Genomic DNA, 17,268 nt, shown 5'->3' with positions numbered 1-17,268 from the left:
TAATGAGTAAATTGAAATTAATGACTATTGTTGGCACCAGGCCTGAGATTATTCGCTTATCTGCTGTTATAAAAAAATGTGATGTTTATTTTGAACATACTCTGGTGCATACTGGACAAAATTATGATTACAATTTAAATCAGGTGTTTTTTGATGAATTAAGGTTGCGTGCGCCGGATTATTATTTGAATTCAGTGGGGGGTGACTTGGGCGAAACAATTGGAAATATTATTGCAAAAAGTTATAAGCTAATGTTAGAGGTTAAACCTGATGCACTGCTTATTTTAGGAGATACTAATAGCTGTCTGAGCGCAATAAGTGCAAAACGTTTGCATATTCCGATTTTTCATATGGAAGCGGGTAATCGATGCTTTGACGAATGCCTGCCAGAAGAAACCAATCGCCGGATAGTCGATCATATAGCAGATGTAAATTTGTGTTATAGTGAACATGCCAGAAGATATCTAAACTTTGAGGGTGTAGCGAAGGAGAGAACTTATGTGACTGGTTCACCAATGGCAGAGGTATTGCATGATAATATAAAAGGTATTGAATTGAGTAATATTTTAGAGAAATTGGGATTAGAAAAAGGCAAATATATTCTCCTGTCGGCACACAGAGAGGAGAATATAGATACGGAGGAAAACTTTAATAGCTTATTCACTGCGGTAAATAGTATGGCAGTGAATTATGATATGCCAATTTTATATTCTTGTCATCCAAGAAGTAAGAAGTATTTAGAAAGTAGAAATTTTGTGCTGGATACTAGAGTAAGAATTCATGAGCCGATGGGATTTTATGATTATAATAAATTGCAGATAAATGCCTTTGCAGTGGTAAGTGATAGTGGCACGTTACCAGAGGAAGTAAGTTTCTTCCAGTCTGTGGGCTATCCATTTCCTGCAATATGTATTCGTACTAGTACGGAACGTCCAGAAGCTTTAGATAAAGGGAACTTTATTCTAGCCGGAATTACTAAAGAGCAGGTATTGCAGGCAGTGAATATGGCGGTTGAAATGGGTAATAACATGGATTGCGGTTCTGATGTTTTTAATTATGTGGATGAAAATGTAAGTGTAAAAGTAGTGAAAATTATTCAGAGTTACACGGGAATAGTGAATAAACTAGTATGGAGAAAATGTTAGAGAATATTTATAACTAGGATTACGGAGTAGTGGCCATAAAATAGTAGTAGTTTGATGACAGAGAACTAGTAAAGATTTATAAATAAGATTATTTTATCTGATAGTTAGGAATAAGATTAGTAATCTAATTATTTGAAAAGAATATTGAATATTAATTTATTTCATAAACAAGGACATTGAAATATGGCAGAAGAAGAGATAAACATATTGAATTATTCTTATAAAATAATCACTCAAAGCTGTTCCTCTATGTGAATAGTTGTCTTACGGTGTAGAATATGCTACAATAATCAAGGATGCTGACGATTTTGTCAACATCCTTATTCCTATATGGAGGGTAACCTATGAATATAATAAAGGATAGACAATTAGCAATACGGAGGGCTTTTTTATTTATATTAGATATCATATTCATTAATTTTGCATCCCTGTGTGCTATTGTAACAAGGTTTGATTTTAGTATTGGTCAAGTGGATTTAAAGTACAGTGAAATATTTTTGGATTATGCTCTCATGCACACTGTTCTTACGCTAATTATCTTTATGCTTTTTCGCTTGTATCATAGTATGTGGCGTTATGCCAGTATAGAAGAGATGACCAATATCGTTTACGCTTGTTGTACTGCAATTGGTGTAGAATATATCGGCATGAAACTACTGGGGCATCGCATGCCAAGGAGCTTTTGGCCTCTAAGTCTTATGTATTTGACTGCCTTTGTAGGCGGCTCCAGATTTTTCTATCGTGTATTGCGTATGATTAATAATCAGTACCGTACAGATTCCAAGAAGCATATTATGATTATTGGTGCTGGTTCTGCAGCCAGTACCATTATAAAAGAAATTAACGATAGTCAATACTTGGATGGTAAAGTGGTGTGTGCCATTGATGATGATAGGGCAAAACTTAGAAGTTATATCCAGGGTGTTAAAGTAGTGGGAGACCGCCAAGATATTGTCTGGGCAGCAAAAAAATATAATGTAACAGATATCATTATTGCTATTCCTTCCATTTCAAGAAAAGAGTTAAAGAAGCTTGCAGTAATTTGCAAAGAAACAAATTGCATTATCAAGACACTTCCTGGCATCTATCAGTTAATTAATGAAGATGTGAAGGTAAGCCACATTAGAAATGTAGAAATTGAAGATTTACTGGGGCGTGATTCCATAGAGTTAAATACAGAAGAAATTATAGACTACGTCAGTGATAAGGTAGTTCTTGTAACCGGCGGAGGTGGTTCTATTGGAAGTGAACTATGTAGGCAGATAGTGAAGCACAAGCCAAGGCAGTTGATTATTGTAGAAATCTATGAAAATAATGCCTATGAGATTCAGCAGGAGTTACGAGGAAATTATCCAGAGATTAGTCTAGTAGTCCTTATTGCATCAGTGCGTAATTCTAATCGTATGGAACAAATTTTTGAACAATATAAACCTGATCTCATCTATCATGCAGCGGCCCATAAACATGTACCTCTCATGGAAGTCAGTCCTAATGAGGCTATTAAGAATAACGTATACGGAACTCTTAAACTGGTAAAGTTGGCAGATAAATATGGTGTAAAACGTTTTGTACAGATTTCTACTGATAAAGCAGTAAACCCCACTAATGTTATGGGTGCCTCTAAGCGGATGTGTGAGATGATTATTCAGGCATATAATAACCGGTCTGACACGGAATTTGTAGCAGTGCGGTTTGGCAATGTATTGGGGAGCAATGGAAGTGTTATTCCTTTGTTTAAGAAACAGATTAAAGCAGGCGGACCTATAACCGTGACACATCCAGATATCATCAGATATTTTATGACAATCTCTGAAGCTGTTTCATTAGTACTACAGGCAGGAGCATTAGCTAAGGGAGGAGAAATATTTGTACTGGATATGGGTGAACCAGTCAAAATTGATGACTTAGCTAGGAATTTAATTCGACTATCCGGCTATGTCCCTGACAGAGATATAGAGATTAAATATACGGGTCTAAGACCTGGGGAAAAACTTTACGAAGAACTTCTCATGGATGAAGAAGGTCTGCAGGATACAGAGAATAAATTGATACACATAGGAAAACCTATTGATTTTGATGAGAAAACTTTCCTGAATAGATTAGATGAGATGTATGGGGCCTTAATTACTGAGAAAGAGGATGTGAGGAAGTTTGTCAAGGAAATGGTACCTACCTATCAGCCTAAAGAATAATAGATAGTAACATTAATCTAAACCGTGAAATATAAGGTAAGCGCCAATGTTAAGAATTTGTAAAAAGATGCTTATATTTCATTACGACTATACAAACACTTTGCTCTATTCATTTGTGCAATTGGTTAATGCTGATTATTGGACAAGAGAGCAGGAGATATGTATCAAAAATAAAAAGTAACGGACTAAAGTTATATATGACTTAGTTCTGCAAAAATGAGTTTCAGGGCTTGTGAATATGGGAGTAATTGCAGACTTGACTTTTTTTACAAGAAAAATAGTAGAAAAAGAATTGCTAGACATTGCAGGAAACCTGGTAAGCTGTCTATCTTTTATAAATTTCATTTCATGTATCAGGATGCAGAACAAATAAAAAGGAGTTTGTAGAAAAATTGAGTAAAGGATATTATATTTAAGATGGGATATGATCCAAGGGTTATAAAGGTTGGAAGATTTCTGCGTAGTACCAGTATAGACAAGCTTCCACAGTTCTCTAACGGTTTACGGGAAATGGATCAAGGTGATATTTGATTTATTGTCTGTCACATGATAAAATTAATTACAGTTTAAAGGGGAAATTCATATGGATAACAATATATATGAGCAGGAGATTAATTTAAAGGACTTGGTGTTCTTTACTTTTAGGAAATGGCGTTCTATTTTACTGGTTGCATTTGTGTTTGCCGTTTTACTAGGGGGATATAAATCTGGTAAAGAATTTATGAATCATAATGATGAAAAATTTTTGCTGGACTTAAAAGAAGAGTATGAAAATAATTTGGAAAAGTATCAACAGGTAGTGATGAGATATAAGCTTGATATTGAAAATCTCACTGCAAGTATAGAACATCAAGAAATGTATAAAAAGAATTCTCTGCTTTTAAGGATAAATCCTTATCGTAAAGGGGTCTCAACTGTTGATATTTTTGTTAAGATACCAGAACCTCTTCAAGCAGATGGGGGGGCAGTGGCAGGCGTGGACCATGCTGATAGCATGGTAAAGGCCTATGCCTCTGCTATCCAGAAGGATACATTTTTGGAGGAAGTGTCAAAACAAAAGGGGATTGATTTGATTTATTTAAATGAGCTAATTACTGTTACGGAAGATTATGATAGTAACATGATTAACGTAAGCGTCACTTCTACAGAGGAAGCAGAAGCAGAAGAAATATTGAATAAAATCTTAGAGAAGATAGAATTCATAACTATCCAAATACAGGAGGACCTTGGGCAGCACAGCATTGCAATTATGAATCAGAGCACAGGTTCTGTTACAGACCAGCTTTTGGCGGATTATCAGCAGCAGAACGTAAAAAATATGGCTGAGACCAATAAGATTTTAATGGATATAGAAATGGCTTTAAGAGGGGTAAAGGAACCGGAGAGGCCAGCTGCTTTATCAAATGGTTTAATATTAAAAGAAGGAATAAAGTATGGCTTCTTGGGTGGTATTGCGGGTGCATTTTTAGTGGCTTTCGGGTCCAGTGTAATTTTCCTGATGGATGGAAAGTTAAAAATAGATAATGATTTAAAAGATCGGTTTGGCATAAAACTTTTAGGGAGCTTTGCAGAAATAAAAAGGAAAAGAAGATTCTCGTGCATTGATACATGGTTAGAACAGTTGGAAGGAGGGGAAGACCTAGCTGACGAATTAGTCTATGATATAATTGCTACCAACATCAGCAATTTTGAAGATAAGGGTGGAGCCATATTCTTGACGGGTACAGTGAAAGAAGTGGTTTTAAAGGAATTGGAGACACAATTGAAGGAAAGGCTTCCTCAATTAATCTTGGAAATTGGTTCTGATATAACTAAAAATGTATCAACCTTGCAAAAGATTCCGGAATACGATAAAATTATTTTAGTTGAGGTCAGGAGTAAATCCAAATACAAGGATATCGGCAAGGAAGTCGAAATAATCTTAAACCTAAAAAGGAATATTATGGGATATATTGTTTTGGATTCTAAAGAAAGTTGTGTAAGGCGTTAGAAAGGCTAAGGTGTTGAGTAGCCTGCCCGCTAAGGGCAGATAGAAATAATAAATTATCACTATGGGGTGCATAGTGATTTATGGATGATTTTTAAGAGAAGGATAATTACAATATGAAACATTTTTTTATGCATCGACACCTTGTTCTTAAAGTGAGTAATCGGGAACAGAGGGATATTTAAAATAGGCAGTTCGATATTATGTATTAAAATGGAGTATTAAAAAGTTGCTAATTGGGCCATCTTCAAATGCCGTAATACAAGCGTTTCGTGATCTTTTGTGAGCGGAAGCACATTTACTGCGGAGGCCAATGTATTATAGTTATTATCTATACATCCACTATTACTCTTTGTATCACTGTATAAGTGAATATGAAAAATATGGAGAACGTGCATTTCCAGGACATGGGATGGACTGCACTTTCTCCGGGTTCTTTGTTAATAGTTGGAGGGGGTTTGTGAAAGTTTTTCTGTAAATAAGGTTTTTAAAGGTCTTCTATGATAAAATATCAATCATAGGAGGCCTTTATTATGGCAAGAGAAAAGAAACCTGTACACAAAGTACAAATGACAGATGGAAAACGCAACATCATCCGGCAGCTTCTTGAGGAGTATGATATCGAATCTGCTCAGGATATTCAAGATGCACTGAAAGATCTTCTCGGCGGGACCATCAAGGAAATGATGGAAGTAGAAATGGCTGATCACCTGGGATATCGCAAATCAGAACGTTCTGATAACGAAGACTATCGGAATGGCTATAAAGCAAAACAGGTAAACAGCAGCTATGGGAGCATGGCCATTGATATTCCTCAGGATCGTAAGTCTACGTTTGAGCCTCAGGTAGTGAAAAAGCGTCAGAAAGATATTTCCGACATTGATCAGAAAATCATAGCTATGTATGCCAAGGGTATGACCACAAGGCAGATTTCAGAAACTCTTGAAGACATTTATGGCTTCGAGGCATCGGAAGGCTTTATCTCAGATGTAACCGATAAGATACTGCCCCAGATTGAAGACTGGCAGAACCGCCCGCTTTCTGACGTTTATCCGGTTCTCTACATAGACGCTATTCACTATTCCGTACGCGATAATGGAGTGATCCGAAAACTGGCAGCTTATGTTGTTCTTGGCATTAATTCAGATGGATTAAAAGAAGTCCTGACTATTGAGGTGGGTGAAAACGAAAGCTCCAAGTACTGGCTTTCTGTCCTGAATGGCTTAAAGAATCGCGGGGTAAAAGATATCCTTATCATTTGTGCAGATGGGCTGACCGGGATCAAAGAAGCAATCACAGCTGCTTATCCTAAAACAGAATACCAGCGTTGTATTGTTCATCAGGTACGTAATACATTGAAATATGTATCTGATAAGGACCGTAAGCTTTTTGCTGCAGACTTAAAAACGATCTACCAGGCTCCTACGGAGGAAAAAGCCTTGGAAGCTTTGGAACGGGTCACCGGAAAGTGGTCAGAAAAATACCCTAATTCCATGAAAAGCTGGAGTCAGAATTGGGATGCAATTTCACCTATCTTTAAGTTCGGGGTGAATGTCCGTAAAGTTATTTATACCACAAATGCAATAGAAAGCCTGAAGGCGACCTATCGGAAGCTGAACCGTCAAAGGAGTGTGTTTCCGAGCGATGGAGCGCTGTTAAAGGCCCTGTATTTATCTACATTTGAAGCCACAAAAAAGTGGACAATGCCAATCCGTAACTGGGGTCAGGTATATGGGGAATTGAGTATCATGTACGAGGGCCGCCTGTCCAGTTAAGTCATTATAGTTGTTTGCAAGACAGGCGGTATTCCCGCCTGCCCTTGACATGCCCTGATAGGTAGGGTATATATAAACCAAGGGCTGAAGGCTCATAAAGACGCCTTCAGCCCTACCACTTATCATAGAAGATCTGTTTTTACAGAGATTTCTTCACACACTCAAAATTTCTGTTTCTCATATAAAGAGGTGCCTTGGGTATCCCTTTAATAAACAGAATGTATTTTTGAAGACGTATTATTACAATAAGGGCAGATTAGCTTTTGCTTTGCTGAATAAACATTCAGATTTATTTTGTCATTTTTAATTTTACAATTGGTACACTCCAATAAAAAATCTTGTAGTTTTATAATTCTAGTCCCTATGCAAGTATCATCTTATGCAGTAGTTGTATATCTTTATCAATGTGAATATAACTAACTCTGCAAAGAGTCGTCAAATGGTAAACGCACAATCATTGATATTCAGAAAGAGCTGTTCCTCAGAATCAGGATAATTCCTTCCTGAATATTCCGAAGCAGACTCTTAGAATATTCGCATATCAATCTCCCACCCCAAATCACACATTTTCTCCAAATTCTATTGTATTCCCCCCACATTTATTATAATATTAACTTTATACACAGTAAACAAATGGGGGTAATCCGAGTGAAAAAACTGCTGACAATATTATTAGCTATAATAATGCTATTTCCCACCACAGCCACAGCCGAAACCAATAAAGAATTCCGTCTTCTCACAACACCAGAAAATGAGCTACTAATCAAATACATAGAAGATTACTGCAACCAGACAAACGCTGATCTAAATGTCACCTACATGGGCGACATTGATGCAATTAACGAATTGAGTGCAAACAGCGCTGCCTATGATGCCGTATGGCTTTCCAATTCCATGTGGCTGTACCGCCTGGACCAGTCGGTATCCATAACAGATTCAAAATCAACCGGCATCGTACCAATCGTAGTAGGCATAAAACCTGAGCTCTACAGTGAGTCAATAAAAACAATGAATGATTTAATCCAATTGGGAGGAAAGTTTGGCATACCTTCTATCACCCGTTCTGATGCCGGTGCCAGCTCTTATCTGGGAATTTATTATTCCTTAAGCGGTTCTCCCAGAATGTTGACAATGGACCAGGCTAAAAACCAGGAAATAAGGGATCAGATATACTCTTATATGCAGGATAACAGCCAGATTTACAGTACATACGAAGATTTGACCCAGCTTGTACAGGCCGGAGAGAATGACTATTATTATGGATATGAATCTGAATTTATCAGACTAAATATGGAATATGGCACCACCTTAAAGTTACTGTACCTTGAAGACGGTGTACCTCTGGCAGATAAGCCATTTGCTTATGTCGATAATAAAGACAGCGATAAAAAGGAAATTTTTTTAGACATACAAAATTATTTGTTGAAAAATTCCACACAAAAGGAAATGTGCCAGGAGGGAATCCGAACCGGTTACGGCGGCCAGGTTCCATATGCAGGGCCGGAGGTTTTTAATGCAGACTGGGGAATTGATACCCAGAAATATCTTGCCCCCATGAACTACCCATCTAAAGAAGTAACCACAGAGTTATTGAATTTCTATACGGCTGGGATAAGCAAGCCTGCAAATTATATTTTCTGCCTTGATTTTTCAGGCAGTATGCGGGGAGATGGCCATGATGATATGGTAAAAGCAATGACTACGCTTTTTGATGCTGAAATTGCTTCAAAATACTTTATCCAAATGAAAGAAACGGATCGGGTTACTCTTATATTGTTTAATGGCTCTGCTAATGAAGGCGTGAGCATTTCCTATGAGGGCTTCGGCGCCATACCTGGAGAACTTAAATCCATAAGGCCGGAGGGCGGAACCGATATTTATAAAGCACTCGATGAAGCGGTGAAACACGTGGTTCCCTCATCCTCAGGGTATAGCAATTATGTCGTACTGCTCACCGATGGCCAGAGTGAAGAAGAGTATAAAAATACATTTGTTAAAAAATACAATCATCTGGAAGAACAGTTCCCGATTTATTCCATTACAATGGGAGATGCAGATGAGAAACAATTGGAGAAATTGGCAGAATTATCAGGAGGAAAGATATTTAACGGAAAAACAGATCTGGTTTCTGCATTTAAGACATTGAGGGGGTATAATTAATGGGAAGTCTTGCAGTAATACTCTCTTTATGTACTGTTGCAGCAGTTGGGATTGTATACTTTTTTACAGACAGTATCCTGCTATCGCTGCTGGTGCTGGCAGTTGGCTTGGCTCTTGCGCTTTATCTGGATAAAAAGTGGCGTCTGGTTGAAGCAGATAACAGGATAAATGATACGGATATAAAAAACAGGAAAAGGATACTGGAGAATTTCAATAAACTGAAAGCTTATAAAGAACAGATTGACCGCCAGCACCAGGGGGTCATGTCCGGTGCGGTAGATAATATATATGATGTTTCCAATCATATATTGCATGATAACAGCATTGACTTGAAGTTTGTCCAGCAGGTAGGGCTTTATATCCCCAGGATCAACAAAATATTGGATACATACCTTTTAAAGAGTGCGGATATGGCATTTAAAAATGAGTCACAGGAATTTATGGTACGGACATCGGAGGCATTTACCAGGCTGCTGACAGCATCCGGAGGACAGGATATGAAAGAGGCGGAATCATTGATGCGGGCTCTTGATGAGACTTACCGCTCACATGGACTTTTAAGTAAAGACGACGGGGGAAATTTATAATGAACAGGAAATACAAATCATTTCTGATAATTGGAATTGTAGTACTTGCCTTAATTGTAATCGGCGCCATTGCTGCCGGGAAGCAAAAAGGAGGTGCTCAACCTTCTGCAAAGACGAAAAAAGTATATGTTGCCATGGGCGGCGGTAAAGAGGGATTTGTAAAAGATGAAGAAGTGAAGGCAATTATGGCGCAGAAGTATGGTATAGAGGTCATTTCTGATTCCTGGAGCAATAATAAGCTGATTGCTGACGGTGTGAAGCTGGAAAGAGAGAACGGCACACCTTATGACGCGGTGTTTTTTTCCGATCAGAGATTTTATGATTACTTCAAAGCAAATAATCTGGCAAAGAGTCTGGATGGCTCCATTGCGCTGAACACGCCGGTTGTCATTTATTCATGGGATCAGATTGCAGACGCATTGATAAATGAGGGTGTTGCGGAGGTGCGGGGAGAAACTTATTTTATCAAGGATATGGGCAGCCTGCTGAACAGGATTCAGGAAGGCCAGAAATGGGCGGATATTGGACTGACCAATGTATTTGGAACAATCAATATTGCTTCCACAGATCCTGTTACCTCCTCACCAGGAGCCACCTATTACGGACTTCTGCTCTCCATTATGAATGGAGGAACTGTTACAGAAAATACGGTGGAATCCGTTCTTCCGAATATTAAGCAGTTTTATGAATTCAGCGGTTTTATGAATAATACTCCGGCTGACTTATTTGACTTGTACTTAAGAACAGGAATGGGAGCGAAACCGTTGATTGTTGACTATGAGAAATCGATGCTGGAGTTTGCCGTAAATAATCCGGAAGGGTATGAGCAGGTAAGAAACCGGGTGAGGATTCTCTATCCGGAGCCTACGATTTGGAACAGCCATTGCCTTCTCACCCTGACGGAAAAAGGAAACAGCTATCTTGAGGCTTTAAATGATCCGGATATCAAGAAAATTGCCTGGGAGCGGTATGGGTTCAGAACCGGGCTCATGGGAGGCGACAACTTGGCAGAACTTCCCGTGGATGGGGTAGCCAGTGAATTGACTTCCGTAGTGCCAGGCTTGAAGAAAGAAATATATGATATCATGATAGATACATTAAAAGAATAAAAGAAAAAATATTTGGAGGTATGGCTATGTCAGATTTAGGATTGGAATTACCCTCAGAAGCAGTAGCAAACTCTCAGGTGCTTAATGAAAAGGAGTATGAAGAGCAGTATCATTACCTGTCTATGGAGGCTTTACAGGAGGCTGACAGGAAACAGCTTCAGGATTTTATTGAAAAGCTGGAAATTAAGACTCCCATGGATGTTCAGAACTTTGGCATCAACACTCAAAGAGAATTGTCCGTAATATCGGACTCCATTTTAAAAAGTACCAGAACAAGAGATACCGGCCCTATCGGAAAAGATATCACAGAACTCATTCTGCTTTTAAATAATTATGATACAAAGGTAAGGGAATTTCAGCAGGAAAAAGATAATATTTTTGAAAAGCTGATGAGTGGATTTAAATCCAGGGCCTTAAAGATTCAAACGGAATATTCATCGGTAGCAGCCAATATTGACAGAGTTGTCAATGTTTTGGAAGATCATATGATTGAACTGAGGCAGTCTCTGGCAACTATGGAGAAATTATTTGGCAGCAATGACAAGTATATAACCCAGCTTAAGCATTATATTATAGCAGGCAAAGAGAAGTTAAAAGAGCTGCAGACAAAGGTACTTCCTGAAATGGAGGAGCGCGCCAATGCAAGCGGAGACCCCCAGCAGATTCAGCAGGTCAGTGACTTCAGAGAAGTGCTGTATAAATTTGATAAGAAAATACATAATCTGCTTGTATCCCGGATGCTTTCTCTTCAGATGGCCGCGGAGATCCGGATGATTCAAAAAGTTGATACTCAGATATTGGAGAACATCAATGATCAGTTGATGCTGGCTATTCCGGTATGGAAAACACAAATGGTTGTTGCCATTGCCGTAAACGAAGCAGCCGAAGCCAATAAGTCTTCCGAGCAGATAGCAGACAGCATCAATAGGTCCATGACTCAGACGGCAGAGATGCTGAAAGATACCTCACTTAAGGTGGCAGCAGCAGGAGAGCGCTCTGTGATTGATGAAGCAACGATTCAGAGCATCAATAGAAGTCTTGTGGATACTATAAGCGGGGTATATGAGATATCGAAACGGGCACAGGAGGAGAGAGCAGATAAAGAGAAGCGTCTGTTGTCTTATGAGGCAGAATTAAAGAATGTGCTGGTGATGAAATAGGTGTTGGAGTTATAAGGGGTTTGTGTTTAGAGGGTATAAAGATATCAGACATGTTTCACATTCATATTTACGGGATTTGGCTTGGTGGCCTTATCAATCAAATGGATGGGAAACATGTCTGTTTTTCATAGAACGTTTGTCAATGGTTTGAAAAAGAACCCCGCCTCATCATATAGATGTGCTGAAGTTTTACTTTCTTATGCCTGAATAAATGAATCAAGATATTCAATGAGGTCTTTGTAATATACGTCTTTTATAATATCATTATGTACTGAATGATAAGCCTTGTTATAAGATTTTAGTTTAACGTTGTCCTTAGACTTTTCACTGAATTCCTCAATTGCTTTCGGGCTGACAATTTTGTCATCTTTTGCACATATTAACAGGACCGGAATCGATATATCAGCAGCTTTTTTAAGGGCATTTTCCCCGGCATCATTTATACCTGAGAACATACGAAATGAAATACGGTTATGATATAGTTCATCAGAACCTATCTCACCATTTCTCTTCTTATCTCTGGATATATGATTCAATTTTAACTTCTTAATGATAGCCCATTTATGGTTTAATTTACCCAATATCTTGGCCAAAGCCACTAAAGGTGCAGGGACAGGATCAAACAGTCGTAACCAGGGTGTTTCCAATACTGCACATGTAAAACGGTTTTGTTTCCTTGTGAGCAAGTAGTTGATAGCTATATTTCCGCCCATGCTGTGCCCGTATAAAATTAGTGGAATATCGGGATATAAAGAAAGGGCTTTATTTTTAATAATATCTATATCATCTAAAAAGCTTTTATAATCCGGGATGATTCCAAACTGTTTTTTTCTTTTAGAAGGAGCTATGCCACCCATTTCACCATGACCGCGCTGGTCATAAACAATGCATGCATATCTGCTGTCTGTCAGGTATTGGGCAAATTCTTCATATCGTTTGATGTGTTCTCCAAATCCGTGACAGACAATCAGAATACCTTTTGGTTTATCGGCAGGATAAAAAAGGATTGCATTAATGGTTTTCCCATCTTTTGTTACTGGGTTTAATTTTTTTTGTAACATGGTAGCACCTCCATCTTAATATCATCTGTGTGTTGTCTGATATCTGATATATTTCAAGGTTAATGAATCACAATTATATTACGGTTATTATATATGAAATGGAAGGGCATGACAATCTTTTGTTTTTAAGCTATTGTAAGTTTTTTGTAAAATGTTTATTAATGAGCGGTTGCTATAGTTTGTCAGCAAAACAATTCTTTCCTTCGATCCCTTTCCATATATCCGGATACTCCCCTGTTCTAAATCCAGATCACTGCATTTTAAAGAGCACAGCTCCGACACCCTCAGCCCCGTAGAAAACAGCAGCTCTAAAACCGCTATATCGCGCACGGCTGCCCTTTCCTGATACTCAGTAACCCCATTTACCCCATTTACCCCCCTGTTTTGATAAGCAGCCTGAAACAGCTTTTGCAGGTTTCCTGTAGAAATGGTCCGAGGCAGCAGAAATGGTTCCTGAAATTTTACCTTAATTTTGGAAAATGGATTTTCCGGCAGCACTTCCTCATATTCCAGATAAGAAAAAAATGCCTTTAAGCTTGCAACTTTCCGCTTAACACTTTTAGGCTTATATTTTTTATGCAAATCCGTTATGTAATTCGTAATATGATTCCGTTTAAATGCCATATCAGCATCTTTAATATGTTCATAATACTGCCCCAAGTCAATTTTATACGCCTTTATTGTTTTCTGATTGAGATTCTTCTGATAATGGCAGTATTCCAGATATTCAGAGATTAATTGCTGTAAGTGATTCATGAAGTTATCCTCCTGATGTAAAGTAATAGAGATATTATGAAGGATAATGATTCGTTTGTCCAAAGCTGTTTTGCCCTTCATATTTCCAAATTTCACCACAAAAATCCCAATAAACAGCCCATAAAATAATAAAAACGAAATAAAAAAAGCACATTTACCAAAAAATATTGATAAAATTCAAAAAAGAGCATAAAATAAAAGATGAATATGGAGGGAAAATATATGCGAGATATTGTAGTACGTTTGCAGTCTATAGAATTAAAAAACATCAAAAATGTAAATAACGGAAAAATTGAAATGCCCAACAACTTCCGAAAAAAGCTATCCTACAAAAACCCGGAGATATTAGGCTTATACGGTCAAAACGGTTCGGGAAAGACGGCGGTTGTGGATGCCCTGTATTTTCTTCAGCGCATCATGACGGGCAATGTACTTGACCCTGAGATCGAGGACTACATCGATGTCAAAGAAACCACCGCTGAAATAACAGCAGAATTTGCCCTTTACACAGCAAATGAAATTTATGAAATCACCTATAAGCTTATGCTCCACAACCCCTCTGGAGGCCGGGCAGAAATCTGCCGGGAAATCCTCAGCTGCGCAAAAACCACTTCCCAAGGAAGAAGCAATAAAACCGTATTCATGGATTACAACCGTGATGACGAAGCCATTTTCACACCTAAAAAACGCCTGGACGAATTGGTAGAGGAAAATAAGTCCTACAAAATGGACTTACTGGTGGCAAAAAGAATTGCAAAAAAAAGCAACTGCTCCTATATATTCGGTGAGGGCAGCAGAGACGTATTTCAGAGCAATTTTCAGGGGGCATTTCAGGAGTATTCCTTTATTATCATATCCCTGTTCCGTTTTGCCCTGACAGATTTATTTGTGATCCGCAACACCCATTCCGGTGTCATCTCAGCCAATTTAATCCTCCCCATGGCATTTCGGATTGAAGCCGGTGAAATGACGGGAAAAGCCATGAAAGGCGATTTTGCCGTTTCTCTTATCCACCCGACTGTTATTGATAAAGAAAGAAAAGAGGTCCTATATCAGATCGTGGAGGAGATCAACACAGTTCTCTACACCATTATTCCCGGAATGAAGATGGGGATTCGCGATTATGGATTGCAGCTTATGGACAGCGGAAAAGAGGGAATCAAGATTGAGCTTTTATCAGTGAGAGAAGGAATTGAAATTCCTATCCGCATGGAGTCCGAAGGAATCATAAAAATAATTTCCATTCTAAATGCATTGATCCACGCCTTTGGAGACTATTCCGTGTGTCTGGTCATTGATGAACTGGATGCCGGTATTTTTGAATTCATGCTGGGCGAACTGCTGTCCATATTTGACAAAACCGCAAAGGGCCAGCTTATTTTCACTTCCCACAACTTAAGAGCACTGGAAATGCTGGAAAAAGAGAGTATCATGTTTTCCACCTCCAATCCTGAAAACCGCTATATCCACATGAAGCATATAAAAAACTCCAATAATTTGCGTGACGTATATTTGCGAAGCATAACCCTGGGAGGTCAAAAGGAGGAAATTTATGCAGAAACGGACAGCTTAAAGATTTCCCGTGCTTTCCGGAAAGCAGGCAGGAGTATATGGGATGAAAAATAGCGAGAAAAGGGTCCTTCTGTTTCTGGTGGAAGGCCCCAGCGATGAAGCTGCCATCGGCACAATCATGAAAGAGTATTTTAAGGCAGAGCAGGTACAGTTTCTTGTGGTTCACGGCGACATCACAGTGAGGGATTATGTGAGTACGGATAAGATACTGTCAAGGATCAATGATTTGCTCAATAAGGTGAAAAGCAGGTACGGCTATAAAAATGCAGATTTTGTGAGGATTATTCATTTAACAGATTCTGATGGCGTTTTTATCCCCGATGAACGCGTATACCAGGCCCATGTGGATGGCATTGAGTATTATGAGGACCGTATGGAGACTCCTTCTGTAAAGAACACATTGGACAGAAACCACCGAAAAAAAGAAATACTGTTTAAATTACGCAAAACCGGAAAGATAGGCACCATTCCTTACCGCATCTATTATAATTCCCGTAACTTGGAGCATGTGCTGTTCGGGAAGCAAAAGGATTTCACCAATGAAGAAAAGGAAGAGTTATCAGACGGATTTGCAGAACAATACGAAGGACGTGTCAATGATTTTATCAAATTCATTTCCTCACCGGATGTAGCTGCGCCGGGAGACTACCAGGAAACGTGGAAGTACATGGAAGAAGGCTTAAATTCATTGAGGCGGGCAACCAATATGCACTATATATTTCAGGAAGACAGGTAAGTAGAAAAATCCTGCTATACTGGATATAGATTCTGAATACTACTTTTTAAACTGTATAAATATAAAATTTTTATAAATATTATCAATTATTGCGGATGGAAAATCACGATTTCCCGTCCGCAGGTTCCTTTTTTTCAAGCCAAAAGAGGTCTGACCGGCAAAATTCTCAAAGAAAAAAGCCCGGATTCTCATAAAAATTCATTTTTTTTATAATCTTTTATGAAATCTTGTCGACACTATAATAAGCGCACCTATGGTACATATAGTATAGTTTTGTGTTGTCATCGATATATGTAGTATGTTTGATTTTTTCATCGGAAGAAAGAGAGCCCTTTTATTAAAAAACGATAAAAGAATGTCGAATAATGCGATAGATTTTGCTTTTCAAATGGCTTAAAACAGCTTATAGTGATTACAAGAAAAGCAGTAATCCGTTAAAATTTTTAAATCTTTGTAATAGGATTTAGAAATTTTAAAAGATTATAGCAGAAAAAGGAGGGTTTTCTATATGACAGATGCTGAGAAGCTGCGGATTATAGAGATGGAGAATGAGAAACTGCTGGAGGAGAATATGAAACTCTACAAGGTGATTGAAAGGCTGAATCAGACACTCAACAGATTAATCGGACGTTACATAAGCTCTGATAGGATGGCCTGAACCGGGAGACATAACCGGGAGTGCCCGTCACTCCCGGTTATATCCTTGCCAGGTTGTCCCTCATATAAAAGGCTCTTTGTCATCATGAGCCAGCCCTTTGCTTTTGCGGACCATTTCCCATATGGTCTGGTGCATCCATTCGATGGTCTTATTTAATTTTTCATTTTCAATTTCCAGTTCGGTAATGCGGGCGCCCATCTGGGCTATGATTTCCCTTTTGTTATTGGTCTTATGGGGCTCCAGCAGGCGCTTTACATAAGGAGAAGATGACATAATTATATATGTAGAAAGCAGCTCGTCCCTCGCTTCGCAGGACAGATCCATAAAGTCCTGATAGTTAAGATCCAGACATGTCATTTCTAACCCGCAT

General features: G+C 38.5%; 15 protein-coding genes. 12 read left to right on the top strand and 3 right to left on the bottom strand.

The window, feature by feature from the left end:
- Positions 1–2: 2 nt before the first annotated feature.
- From wecB to QM657_RS02670, 9 genes are all read left to right on the top strand, one after another.
- Complete coding sequence (gene wecB / locus QM657_RS02710; protein WP_415064989.1) at positions 3–1,145, top strand: non-hydrolyzing UDP-N-acetylglucosamine 2-epimerase; 1,143 nt, start codon at positions 3–5, stop codon at positions 1,143–1,145.
- Between the two features lie 344 nt (positions 1,146–1,489).
- Complete coding sequence (locus tag QM657_RS02705; RefSeq protein WP_415064988.1) at positions 1,490–3,337, top strand: polysaccharide biosynthesis protein; 1,848 nt, start codon at positions 1,490–1,492, stop codon at positions 3,335–3,337.
- Between the two features lie 417 nt (positions 3,338–3,754).
- Positions 3,755–3,868, top strand: coding sequence for a sugar transferase (locus QM657_RS02700; protein WP_415064987.1), 114 nt, complete (start codon positions 3,755–3,757; stop codon positions 3,866–3,868).
- Between the two features lie 52 nt (positions 3,869–3,920).
- Positions 3,921–5,327 (top strand): hypothetical protein, encoded by a 1,407-nt coding sequence (locus tag QM657_RS02695; protein ID WP_415064986.1) that lies wholly within the window; start codon positions 3,921–3,923, stop codon positions 5,325–5,327.
- 530 nt (positions 5,328–5,857) lie between these two features.
- Positions 5,858–7,099: an IS256 family transposase gene (locus QM657_RS02690; protein ID WP_415064985.1), complete on the top strand. Its 1,242-nt coding sequence runs from the start codon at positions 5,858–5,860 to the stop codon at positions 7,097–7,099.
- A 684-nt stretch (positions 7,100–7,783) separates the two neighbouring features.
- Entirely contained in the window at positions 7,784–9,259 is a 1,476-nt protein-coding gene (locus QM657_RS02685) for a VWA domain-containing protein (RefSeq protein ID WP_415064984.1), read from the top strand.
- Entirely contained in the window at positions 9,259–9,846 is a 588-nt protein-coding gene (locus QM657_RS02680) for a hypothetical protein (protein WP_415064983.1), read from the top strand. Before QM657_RS02685 ends, QM657_RS02680 begins: the two co-directional genes overlap by 1 nt.
- A complete protein-coding gene (locus QM657_RS02675; RefSeq protein WP_415064982.1) occupies positions 9,846–10,955 on the top strand; it encodes a hypothetical protein in 1,110 nt (369 codons plus the stop codon). Before QM657_RS02680 ends, QM657_RS02675 begins: the two co-directional genes overlap by 1 nt.
- 26 nt (positions 10,956–10,981) lie before the next feature.
- Positions 10,982–12,115, top strand: a complete 1,134-nt coding sequence (locus QM657_RS02670; protein WP_415064981.1) for a toxic anion resistance protein — start codon at positions 10,982–10,984, stop codon at positions 12,113–12,115.
- Between the two features lie 197 nt (positions 12,116–12,312).
- On the opposite strand, the gene QM657_RS02665 is transcribed toward QM657_RS02670, so the two are convergent.
- Together QM657_RS02665 and QM657_RS02660 are read right to left on the bottom strand one after the other, a co-directional pair.
- Positions 12,313–13,176, bottom strand: coding sequence for a lysophospholipase (locus tag QM657_RS02665; protein WP_415064980.1), 864 nt, complete (start codon positions 13,174–13,176; stop codon positions 12,313–12,315).
- 87 nt (positions 13,177–13,263) lie between these two features.
- Positions 13,264–13,932 (bottom strand): tyrosine-type recombinase/integrase, encoded by a 669-nt coding sequence (locus QM657_RS02660; protein WP_415064979.1) that lies wholly within the window; start codon positions 13,930–13,932, stop codon positions 13,264–13,266.
- Positions 13,933–14,154: 222 nt separating this feature from the next.
- Here QM657_RS02660 and QM657_RS02655 point away from each other — a divergent pair, with 222 nt between their 5' ends.
- The 3 genes from QM657_RS02655 (at position 14,155) to QM657_RS02645 (ending at position 16,898) form a co-directional block, all read left to right on the top strand.
- Positions 14,155–15,558, top strand: coding sequence for an AAA family ATPase (locus QM657_RS02655; RefSeq protein WP_415064978.1), 1,404 nt, complete (start codon positions 14,155–14,157; stop codon positions 15,556–15,558).
- Positions 15,548–16,240: a hypothetical protein gene (locus QM657_RS02650; protein ID WP_415064977.1), complete on the top strand. Its 693-nt coding sequence runs from the start codon at positions 15,548–15,550 to the stop codon at positions 16,238–16,240. Before QM657_RS02655 ends, QM657_RS02650 begins: the two co-directional genes overlap by 11 nt.
- A gap of 508 nt (positions 16,241–16,748) precedes the next feature.
- Positions 16,749–16,898, top strand: coding sequence for a hypothetical protein (locus QM657_RS02645; RefSeq protein ID WP_415064976.1), 150 nt, complete (start codon positions 16,749–16,751; stop codon positions 16,896–16,898).
- Between the two features lie 60 nt (positions 16,899–16,958).
- Here the strand turns inward: QM657_RS02645 and QM657_RS02640 are convergent.
- Positions 16,959–17,268: hypothetical protein (locus QM657_RS02640; protein WP_415064975.1), on the bottom strand; the 310-nt coding region annotated here is incomplete at its 5' end.

The sequence above is a fragment of the Lacrimispora sp. genome (assembly GCF_047605665.1).
GTDB lineage: Bacteria > Bacillota > Clostridia > Lachnospirales > Lachnospiraceae > Lacrimispora.
This window is presented reverse-complemented; position numbering and strand designations above follow the sequence as displayed.

What these genes read in the sequence shown, in the direction of transcription:
- QM657_RS02700 (WP_415064987.1), top strand. Translation starts at nt 3,755, where the DNA reads ATGGGATATGATCCAAGGGTTATAAAGGTTGGAAGATTTCTGCGTAGT.
- QM657_RS02650 (WP_415064977.1), top strand. Translation starts at nt 15,548, where the DNA reads ATGAAAAATAGCGAGAAAAGGGTCCTTCTGTTTCTGGTGGAAGGCCCC.
- QM657_RS02705 (WP_415064988.1), top strand. Translation starts at nt 1,490, where the DNA reads ATGAATATAATAAAGGATAGACAATTAGCAATACGGAGGGCTTTTTTA.
- QM657_RS02675 (WP_415064982.1), top strand. Translation starts at nt 9,846, where the DNA reads ATGAACAGGAAATACAAATCATTTCTGATAATTGGAATTGTAGTACTT.
- QM657_RS02645 (WP_415064976.1), top strand. Translation starts at nt 16,749, where the DNA reads ATGACAGATGCTGAGAAGCTGCGGATTATAGAGATGGAGAATGAGAAA.
- QM657_RS02655 (WP_415064978.1), top strand. Translation starts at nt 14,155, where the DNA reads ATGCGAGATATTGTAGTACGTTTGCAGTCTATAGAATTAAAAAACATC.
- QM657_RS02695 (WP_415064986.1), top strand. Translation starts at nt 3,921, where the DNA reads ATGGATAACAATATATATGAGCAGGAGATTAATTTAAAGGACTTGGTG.
- QM657_RS02690 (WP_415064985.1), top strand. Translation starts at nt 5,858, where the DNA reads ATGGCAAGAGAAAAGAAACCTGTACACAAAGTACAAATGACAGATGGA.
- wecB (WP_415064989.1), top strand. Translation starts at nt 3, where the DNA reads ATGAGTAAATTGAAATTAATGACTATTGTTGGCACCAGGCCTGAGATT.
- QM657_RS02670 (WP_415064981.1), top strand. Translation starts at nt 10,982, where the DNA reads ATGTCAGATTTAGGATTGGAATTACCCTCAGAAGCAGTAGCAAACTCT.
- QM657_RS02680 (WP_415064983.1), top strand. Translation starts at nt 9,259, where the DNA reads ATGGGAAGTCTTGCAGTAATACTCTCTTTATGTACTGTTGCAGCAGTT.
- QM657_RS02660 (WP_415064979.1), bottom strand. Translation starts at nt 13,932, where the DNA reads ATGAATCACTTACAGCAATTAATCTCTGAATATCTGGAATACTGCCAT.
- QM657_RS02685 (WP_415064984.1), top strand. Translation starts at nt 7,784, where the DNA reads ATGCTATTTCCCACCACAGCCACAGCCGAAACCAATAAAGAATTCCGT.
- QM657_RS02665 (WP_415064980.1), bottom strand. Translation starts at nt 13,176, where the DNA reads ATGTTACAAAAAAAATTAAACCCAGTAACAAAAGATGGGAAAACCATT.